At 50.0% G+C, this 7,605-nt stretch carries 10 protein-coding genes; 8 read left to right on the forward strand and 2 right to left on the reverse strand.

Annotated features, from left to right (window positions below; genetic code table 11):
* Positions 1-3,389: SdrD B-like domain-containing protein (locus VGA08_03330; protein HEX9679626.1), on the reverse strand; the 3,389-nt coding region annotated here is incomplete at its 3' end.
* A gap of 121 nt (positions 3,390-3,510) precedes the next feature.
* Entirely contained in the window at positions 3,511-4,125 is a 615-nt protein-coding gene (locus VGA08_03335; protein ID HEX9679627.1) for a hypothetical protein, read from the reverse strand.
* An 18-nt stretch (positions 4,126-4,143) separates the two neighbouring features.
* Here VGA08_03335 and VGA08_03340 point away from each other — a divergent pair, with 18 nt between their 5' ends.
* From VGA08_03340 to VGA08_03375, 8 genes are read left to right on the forward strand one after another with little or no spacing between them, the layout of a single operon-like run.
* Positions 4,144-4,428 carry a hypothetical protein gene (locus VGA08_03340; GenBank protein HEX9679628.1) on the forward strand — a complete coding sequence of 95 codons (285 nt, stop codon included), beginning with the start codon at positions 4,144-4,146 and terminating at the stop codon, positions 4,426-4,428.
* A gap of 38 nt (positions 4,429-4,466) precedes the next feature.
* Positions 4,467-4,751 carry a metalloregulator ArsR/SmtB family transcription factor gene (locus VGA08_03345; GenBank protein ID HEX9679629.1) on the forward strand — a complete coding sequence of 95 codons (285 nt, stop codon included), beginning with the start codon at positions 4,467-4,469 and terminating at the stop codon, positions 4,749-4,751.
* Positions 4,748-4,999: a glutaredoxin domain-containing protein gene (locus VGA08_03350; GenBank protein ID HEX9679630.1), complete on the forward strand. Its 252-nt coding sequence runs from the start codon at positions 4,748-4,750 to the stop codon at positions 4,997-4,999. The genes VGA08_03345 and VGA08_03350 overlap by 4 nt, the downstream gene beginning before the upstream one ends.
* The gene (locus tag VGA08_03355; GenBank protein ID HEX9679631.1) at positions 5,000-5,461 is read left to right on the forward strand and encodes a hypothetical protein; all 462 of its coding nucleotides are present in this window, start codon (positions 5,000-5,002) and stop codon (positions 5,459-5,461) included.
* A complete protein-coding gene (locus tag VGA08_03360; GenBank protein HEX9679632.1) occupies positions 5,462-6,178 on the forward strand; it encodes a cytochrome c biogenesis protein CcdA in 717 nt (238 codons plus the stop codon).
* Between the two features lie 27 nt (positions 6,179-6,205).
* Positions 6,206-6,421: a hypothetical protein gene (locus VGA08_03365; protein HEX9679633.1), complete on the forward strand. Its 216-nt coding sequence runs from the start codon at positions 6,206-6,208 to the stop codon at positions 6,419-6,421.
* Positions 6,422-6,424: 3 nt separating this feature from the next.
* Complete coding sequence (locus VGA08_03370; protein ID HEX9679634.1) at positions 6,425-6,991, forward strand: cob(I)yrinic acid a,c-diamide adenosyltransferase; 567 nt, start codon at positions 6,425-6,427, stop codon at positions 6,989-6,991.
* Between the two features lie 26 nt (positions 6,992-7,017).
* Positions 7,018-7,482 (forward strand): hypothetical protein, encoded by a 465-nt coding sequence (locus tag VGA08_03375; GenBank protein ID HEX9679635.1) that lies wholly within the window; start codon positions 7,018-7,020, stop codon positions 7,480-7,482.
* The last annotated feature ends 123 nt before the right edge of the window (positions 7,483-7,605 follow it).

The following is a 7,605-nucleotide window of genomic DNA, read 5'->3' on the forward strand; positions in this document are numbered from 1 at the left end:
GGTTCATATTCCTGGCTGACAAACGTCTCGCCGTTGAAGTAGTTAAGCGAAAGTTGTTCACAGCCATCCGTCCACGCGACGTTGGTGTAGGTACCAGGCTGGGTGTCTTCGTCAACAATAGCGGTGTAGGTCAAAGTCTTAACATCACCTGGGGACATATCACCCAGGTGCCACTCGGCCGGATCATCGGTCGTGTAATCGGGCTCCGGAACGGCGGCCACGTCATTAACCTGGGCGCTGCCGCTGACGTAGGTCAGTCCTTGAGGCAGCAGGTCGTAAGCGATGACATCATAGAGGTTACCGCTGTTTTCGGCTGGATTGGTGACAACAATGGTGAAGTTGGCGGTCTGGCCGGGTAGCAGGGCGTCAACGGCGTCGTTGGATTTGGCAATTGTCAGTTCGGCATCCTGGTAGTTGCCGACGTAGCACTTGATCTTAGCGCCGGGCAGAGGGCGGATGAGGTATTCGTTGTAGTCAGTCGCAACACCCTCGCCGTTGGGGTAACCGTTATGTCCCCGATAATCACACTTGATGCTTCCTTGGATCCAGCCTTTTTTTAGCTTCTCGCTCAATTTGTAGGTAGTGAAGGGCTTAATGTCGTCAAACTCGGCTTCGCCCGCGTAATCGGTAGTCTCGCAATAGTCGTGCCCGCCCCAACAGCCGTGGTTCCAGAAATTTGATTGTGAACCAAAGTTTTGGTTGAACGGCAGGTTATGGTCGTCTTCACAACTACCATAACTGCCAAGGTTGATGATGTTGAAGTCCTCGTTACACTTATCCAAGAAGAACTTCCAATCCGGCAGTTTGGGCTCTTCATACTTGTCAAACTCACCGTTTTGGTTGAGATCATGGTATTTGATGACCTCGACTTCAGCTTTCTCCACGTTGAGGAAGATACACTTCAGTGTCTCACCGATGCCGACCCATTCGATCGTCTTGTTGTCGGGACGGTGGTCAAAGCCGAAACCAAACGGGTTAGAAAACAGCGAATTGTTTAACAACAGTTCCGGGTTGTCACCGAGTTTGAAGCACTTGACATAGGTCGTCCAGCCGCGCTCCTCGTCCTCGCTGATTTTTATCAAACCGGCCTTGTTCAGCTCGATCTCTTTTTCGTTGTCTATCCACCAGGTAAATGGGTTAGTGTCTAGCTTGAAGTCGTGCTCGTCCCACGGGTGGAAGATGTTCTTGACCTCAAAGTCAAACTTCTCTTGGCTTACGAATGGGTTGTGCCCGCCGTCGAGGGTAATCTTCTTAACAATCACTCTCGGAGCGATGTCATGATTCACAATCTTACAGGTGACTCTGTCCGCCAAACCAAGTTTGACGTAATAATTGCCCTCATGGTACCTTACGTAACCGCCGTCGCACTCCCAGCCACTGGCTCGGTAACCGTCAGGGCCGTACTCGCTCAGCTTGTACCATTTGTCTGTTTGAACGTCGTACCACTGGGTAGAGGCAAAATTACCATACTGGGCTTGCTCGCCGTATTCGTCGATCACGGTATAGACACCGTCGGCCGCTGTCAGCCGAAAATCAGAAGCTAAGGCCTTACCGCCATTATTATTGTAGACAATCTTCTTGAGCCGCAACATTGGGCCGATTGACGTATTGGTAATCTCACACGTTACGTCGGCTCCTAAGCGCATTCGAACACTGTCGCTACCGTTAGGCTGAGAGAAAGTGCCAGCCGAACTTGTACAGACCCACTCGCCGGCTTCATAGCCGTCGGGCCCGGCCTCGCTGAGCGTATAGGTTGTTCCGGCCTTAAGCGGAACGTCAATGAAACCATCCTCACCGTTGCCTGAGGTCGCGTCGCCGGTGTCCGGCTGCGCTGTCAACAACCAATCTTTTGGTTCGGCATCATCACCAAACTTGTCCTCGACAATCTTCTTAAGCGTTAAGATTGGCGCGATGTCATTATTGGTGATAATACAGGTCTGCGTTTGACCACTGACAATGGTGACCTGATAGCAGCTCGTGTAGGTGGTCGCATAGCCGTTAACAGTCGGCTCGGTGATATCGTAACTACCACCAGCCGGTAGTGTAAGCACGTTTTGTCCCATGAGTTCGTTGGCCGCGTCTTCGTTAAAGTAAGTCGGCGTACCATCATTGAGCTTGAATCTGAAGTCGCCGGCAGTCATAGTGCCCCCGTCGTCATTAATAACGACTTTCTTAACCTTCAGCTCACCCTCAGGCCGCTCTTGGTTACCAAACTTGAGTTGTTCATCCTCGTCTTTAGTCAAGGTTATGTCAAAGCACCACTCGGCCTCATCGGTTTCGCCAGACTGATTTGATACGCCAGTGTTACTTCCTGGTGCGGTCTGCGCCCAGCTCGTTTTTTGTACCTCGCAAACAAAGTACTGACCTAATATTAAGTCCTCAAACTCTAGCCAACTACTATCATCGGTCTGACCGTTATCAACAAGCTGCCAGTTGGCGTTGTACAACCTAATTGTCCAGTCTTCCAAATACGGCTCGTCGTTAGCTTTAAGTCCGCTACCATTTTTGTCATTGAATTTTTTGACTTTGATATCACCAGTCGGCAACTCCTGATTACCAAACCTCACGGATTCGTCATCGTCATCAACGGTGACCTGCCAGCAACGCGCAGCTTCTTCGGCCTTGTTAGGAGAATCATTGGCGACACCTTCGTCAGATTCCGGGTCGGTCTGTGCCCAACCAGATTGGTTTTTCTCGCAGACAAAATATGTCCCATACGGCAAGTCTTCAAATTCTACCCAGTTAGAGTCACTGGTAGTAAGTTCCTCGAGGAAATTCCAATTGCTGTCGTAAAGCCGGATTTTCCATCCGCCGACATCATCATTTTCACCGCCGTCAAGCCGTCCGTCGCCGTCTTTGTCTTCATACTTTTTGACTTTGATATCGCCTGTCCTGACATTGTCGTAACAGACAATTACGTGGCTGACGTCTGATTGCTGACCGCCCGAGTTATCCGGAGCCGCCAATGGGAAATCAAATACCGGGTCGTAGGACTGATTGCCATTGCCTTCGTTACCGCCGCTGCTGCCGCCTTTGACAATAATCTTTGTAATTGTGACACCGTCGCCGCTGGCGGAGCCGACCTCGGTCTTACCATTATCCACAATCTCAATGGTGATCGGGTCGAGCACGAGTGTGCCGGTATCGAGTTCGTTATCGTTATTTTGATCAAAATTATCGTCGTCAAACTTGACGCCGCCATCATATGATCCGCACCAATAAGCTACGTCGTTAGGATTAGGGTCTTGGCGGGTAGCTCCTAGGGGTTGAACGGCCAAGAAGGGTGTTATTAGTTGACTTAAAACAAAAACACCGGTCACTCCGATTTGCGATAGCTCTCGGATTGTCCGGCTTAGTTTATAAAAACGTTTCTTTAACTTGTTAAGCACTGCCAATTCCTCCTATAAACCACCCTTGATTTATAAAACATAGCAACCCCACAGCTGCGTATATGCTAATAAACTACTCCTAAAGACACAGGGTTGTCAATATAGCAAATCGCTTGTGCTTTTATTCAAACAGGGCGTGTTTTAACCGGTCTAGCAGGGATGGGCTGGCGGAACCGCCGCAACCAGCCGGATCGACGTTGGCATTAAATTCGGCTGCATTAGAGGATGTTTGGGCAAATTCGGACTCGAGCGTGTTAATCGTGCCAAAGCTGATCAACAACCGATCGGTATCACCGACCACCCGGTTAGCAGCAGAGTTAATGATTTGTCCGTTAAGCATAAAGCTTAGTTGTCCGCGCTGGCCATCGATAAACAAGCCCTTAGGCGTTTTAATAAGCTCGTCACTCAGGATCAAGCCGAGATTTTCAAACAGATTGCCCCAGGTGGCCGCCTCGTCGTGCACATGGACGACATCGCTATTCGGCTGGTGCAGATGAATCCGACCGCGGGGGTTTTGAGCTTCTTCGGCCGTGCAGGCCTGAACTTCCTCATAGAAGCCAAAGCCGTCAAACGGCTCTCTCTCGCCGTCAATTACTACGGCGAAGCTTGCGTGGTAGTGAACGGCCTCGGGAACAATGAATATAAAGCGCAGTGCCACCAGCCAAGCCACTCCCAGCACAAACGCCATGCCTAAAACGATGAATTTTCGGTTAAGCATAAAAGTTATCACTTTCACCTGTATTATAAAGAACATATGTTTTTTGCGCACGAAGAATCATTACATACCGCCGAAACCAGCCAATTAGAACATACCTTGACCAACGATTATATTTTGTTATCGGCGCTGGTGGTGTTGTTAACCATTATCTGGACGAGGTTCGGCAAGTGGCGGCTGGTTTCGCTGCTCGGCGTTTTACTCGTAGCGACTTTCGGTCTTTATCGGATTTCACCCTTGGCCAGCGGTGCGGCCCTGACTTTAGGTTTTGGCCTGGCCCTGTTTGCCTTAGTCGGCGAGGGAAATTCTAAAAAAACTAAATAATGCTTGAAATAGTTTAAGTGAACACTTAAACTATTGGTATGACAACCGCCGTCCAGAAAGCCAGCTTAAGCGCAATTTTTAATGCCCTGGGAGATGGCACTCGTTATAAAATCGTTAGCTTGCTCTTAAAAGATTCAACGCTCTGTGTCAGCGAAGTAGCCGCCCGGGTCGGTATCAGTACCGCTGGCGTGTCACAGCACATGAAGATTTTGGAAAAAGTCGGGCTAGTCAAGCCGCTCAGAAACGGTCAAAAAATATGTTATCAAGTCGGCGAAGCCAGAGGCCACGCCCGCGCAGTATTTAACCTGATGGGGGAGGAATGATGAACAACTCGATTACTATGTATACCACACCGACTTGCGCCTTTTGTCATATGGCCAAGGAGTATTTCAAGGCTAAAAAACTCGATTTCACAGCCAAGGACGTCACTCAGGATGCCCAAGCCTACAATGAACTGTTGGCCAAATCCAATCAATTGGGTGTGCCGGTTATCGATATTGGCGGGACCATTATCATTGGCTTTGACCGACCCAGGATCGATTTGGCTCTGCGCGATAAAGGCCTAGTTTAAATGAAATTGGTAAAATTCATCGTGCTCGCGGCGGTGGCAGGCATCGCGGCGACCGGCATTTATTTGTTAACCGGGCGTGATTCGCCGGTCACCATGACCGAGCAAACGGTTGAGCAAACACTTAAAACCGGTGATAAGCCAGCTAGCCATGGTAGTTACACAAATTACAGCCCCCAAACGCTCCAAGCTGCTCAAGCCGATAAAATTGTCTTGTTTTTTCACAAAGCCCGGATCTGTCCGATTTGTGCCCAGATCGAGTCGAACTTGCAAACTAGCGGCGTACCAGCTGGCCTGACAGTCTTAAAAGTTGACTACGATTCCCACTCGGATTTGATTTCCCGCTACAACGTGCCGGGTTGGTACACCTTCGTTCAAGTGGATTCGGACGGTAACGCCGTGCAGCCCCCCTGGCGGGGGACTTACGGCACAGACGGCGCCGATATTTTTGACCGGGCCGTCTAAATGCCGCTTGCCCTGGTTTCATTCGTCGCTGGAGTCCTGACCGTCCTGGCGCCATGCACCTTGCCGTTGTTGCCGGTTATTGTCGGCGGGGGCGCTAGCGAGTCTAAAAAAAGCGCGCCGTATGTCATAACCGGTTCGCTGGTAATATCGATCTTCGCCTTCACTTTGCTGATCCAGGCAGGCGGCGCTTTGGTTGGTATCCCCGATAGATTTTGGCAGTATTTTTCCGGCGGATTGATCAGCTTGTTCGGCCTGAGTATGCTCTGGCCAGGTTGGTGGGAGCGCCTGGTACTTAAATTTAATTTGGCATCTAACCGCTGGCTCGGCCGGGCTAACCAAAGCCGCGGCATCTGGCGTTTAATTTTATTGGGCGCCGCGCTGGGCCCGGTCTTTACCAGTTGCAGCCCCACCTATGCCCTGATCCTGGCAACGGTTTTACCGGTTTCCTTTGCCGAGGGCGCACTTTATATGTTGTTTTACGCGCTCGGTCTGGGGCTAGTTTTATTGGCGACGGCCAAGGCCGGCCAAGCGGCCGCCGCGCGGCTGGCCTGGCTGAGCGACCCGCATGGCTGGTTTAAACGCAGCCTAGGGGCGGTATTTGTCTTGCTGGGGCTGGCGATTCTCAGCGGTTTGGTCGCAACCTTTGAAGCTTGGCTGGTTGATTTAGGCGTTTACGATACAATCGCCGACTTTGAATTTAGGCTAACGGGTGAATAGTCGTCCGAGTACTTTATAATAAGCCTTATGTTTATCGGTCACGCCGCGGATTTGCTGATTTTAGTGGGCGAAGTCATTATTGCCTACGCCGTAATCGCCGTCCACGATCGCATGCGGGAAGAGCATTCCGTCGATAACGCCGTTTATAACACCATGTTGCGGGAGAGGCGGATGGTTATTTTTGGCGTAATACTGTTGTTTATCGGCTTTACCCTCAGAATAATTGAACGTATTCTGAGCTGAGGTATGTTTGAGGATTTCAAGAGCAAGCCATCGGTGACGGTGGTCTTTACCGGCCAGGGTAAGGGCAAAACCAGTGCCGGTCTGGGCCTTTTGGCCCGGGCTTTGGGCTCTGGTTGGCGGGTAGCCTTTGTCCAATTTATCAAACACTGGGAGGTAGGTGAGCATCAGTTTCTACGCGACGTCAGCCGACTTTACGCTGGAAATCTCGAGTTTATAAAAGGCGGCCAGGGTTTTTACAAGGCCGGCGGCTTAAGCGCCAAGGGCGTCAGCGAGGCCGGGCATAAGCAGGCCGCCCGCAAGACCTACACCCAAGCTGTCGGGTTTGCGTCGTCCGGAAAATTCCAGCTGGTAATCTGCGATGAAATAAACAACACCGCGCACGATGGTCTGATAACTAAAAGACAGCTGAGCGATCTCATAAAAGCCAAGCATAGCCAGACAAATCTTTGCCTCACTGGTCGGGATTTCCCGGCCGATTTGCTGAAGCTGGTCGATATCGCCACCGATATGTCCAAGCTAAAGCACCACTTTGACGATAAGTTTCTTGCCAATAAGGGGATTGATTACTAAAATATAATATTTTATAATATAAGTAGATGGAACGATTACCCGGTGAACCTAAAATATACGAGTTTAAAGAGGTACAACTGGGCGAGTTTGAAATCGCCGGCCCGGGCCTAAGCCTCGTTGCTGAGAGCGTTGATCACAGCGTTATTATTGTGGCCTTAGATCGCAGATCTAAGCTCAAATTTCTCGGCAATTTTGCCAAAGTCGAGGAAAACCCCGTCTTTCAAGAATTCCTTAATAAGCTAGCGGCTAATAACAACGAGAAATTGCACGTGGCCGTGTCGGGTGGCAGACGCACCCCAAACCTAAGACTTAACGAAGACGACGCGGTTCTTCTTCGCGAGGAAGTTATTGAGGCATTGGCTCATTTAAATATTGTGCTGCCGAAAGCAAACATACGTTGGAATACCTGGGAATCAGAACTCAATTTACTCGAAATTCAAACCGTTCAAGTTGACGATGACACTATCAGCATTGAAGACGAGCAGCTTTAATACTTTCTGGCACTCTTGACACGTGAGTGCCAATTTTTTACAATGTTAGGGATTTAATTAGGAGGGTATTAACCTATGGTTAATCTAGTCAGATGGGATCCGTTTAAAGAGCTCGAGGACATG

The sequence above is a fragment of the Candidatus Saccharimonadales bacterium genome, from assembly GCA_036397795.1.
In the GTDB taxonomy this organism is placed as follows: domain Bacteria; phylum Patescibacteriota; class Saccharimonadia; order Saccharimonadales; family DASWIF01; genus DASWIF01.

Coding starts and splice junctions, on each gene's coding strand:
- VGA08_03340 (HEX9679628.1), top strand. CDS start 4,144: ATGTTTTTTGCGCACGAAGAATCATTACATACCGCCGAAACCAGCCAA.
- VGA08_03345 (HEX9679629.1), top strand. CDS start 4,467: ATGACAACCGCCGTCCAGAAAGCCAGCTTAAGCGCAATTTTTAATGCC.
- VGA08_03350 (HEX9679630.1), top strand. CDS start 4,748: ATGATGAACAACTCGATTACTATGTATACCACACCGACTTGCGCCTTT.
- VGA08_03355 (HEX9679631.1), top strand. CDS start 5,000: ATGAAATTGGTAAAATTCATCGTGCTCGCGGCGGTGGCAGGCATCGCG.
- VGA08_03360 (HEX9679632.1), top strand. CDS start 5,462: ATGCCGCTTGCCCTGGTTTCATTCGTCGCTGGAGTCCTGACCGTCCTG.
- VGA08_03365 (HEX9679633.1), top strand. CDS start 6,206: ATGTTTATCGGTCACGCCGCGGATTTGCTGATTTTAGTGGGCGAAGTC.
- VGA08_03370 (HEX9679634.1), top strand. CDS start 6,425: ATGTTTGAGGATTTCAAGAGCAAGCCATCGGTGACGGTGGTCTTTACC.
- VGA08_03375 (HEX9679635.1), top strand. CDS start 7,018: ATGGAACGATTACCCGGTGAACCTAAAATATACGAGTTTAAAGAGGTA.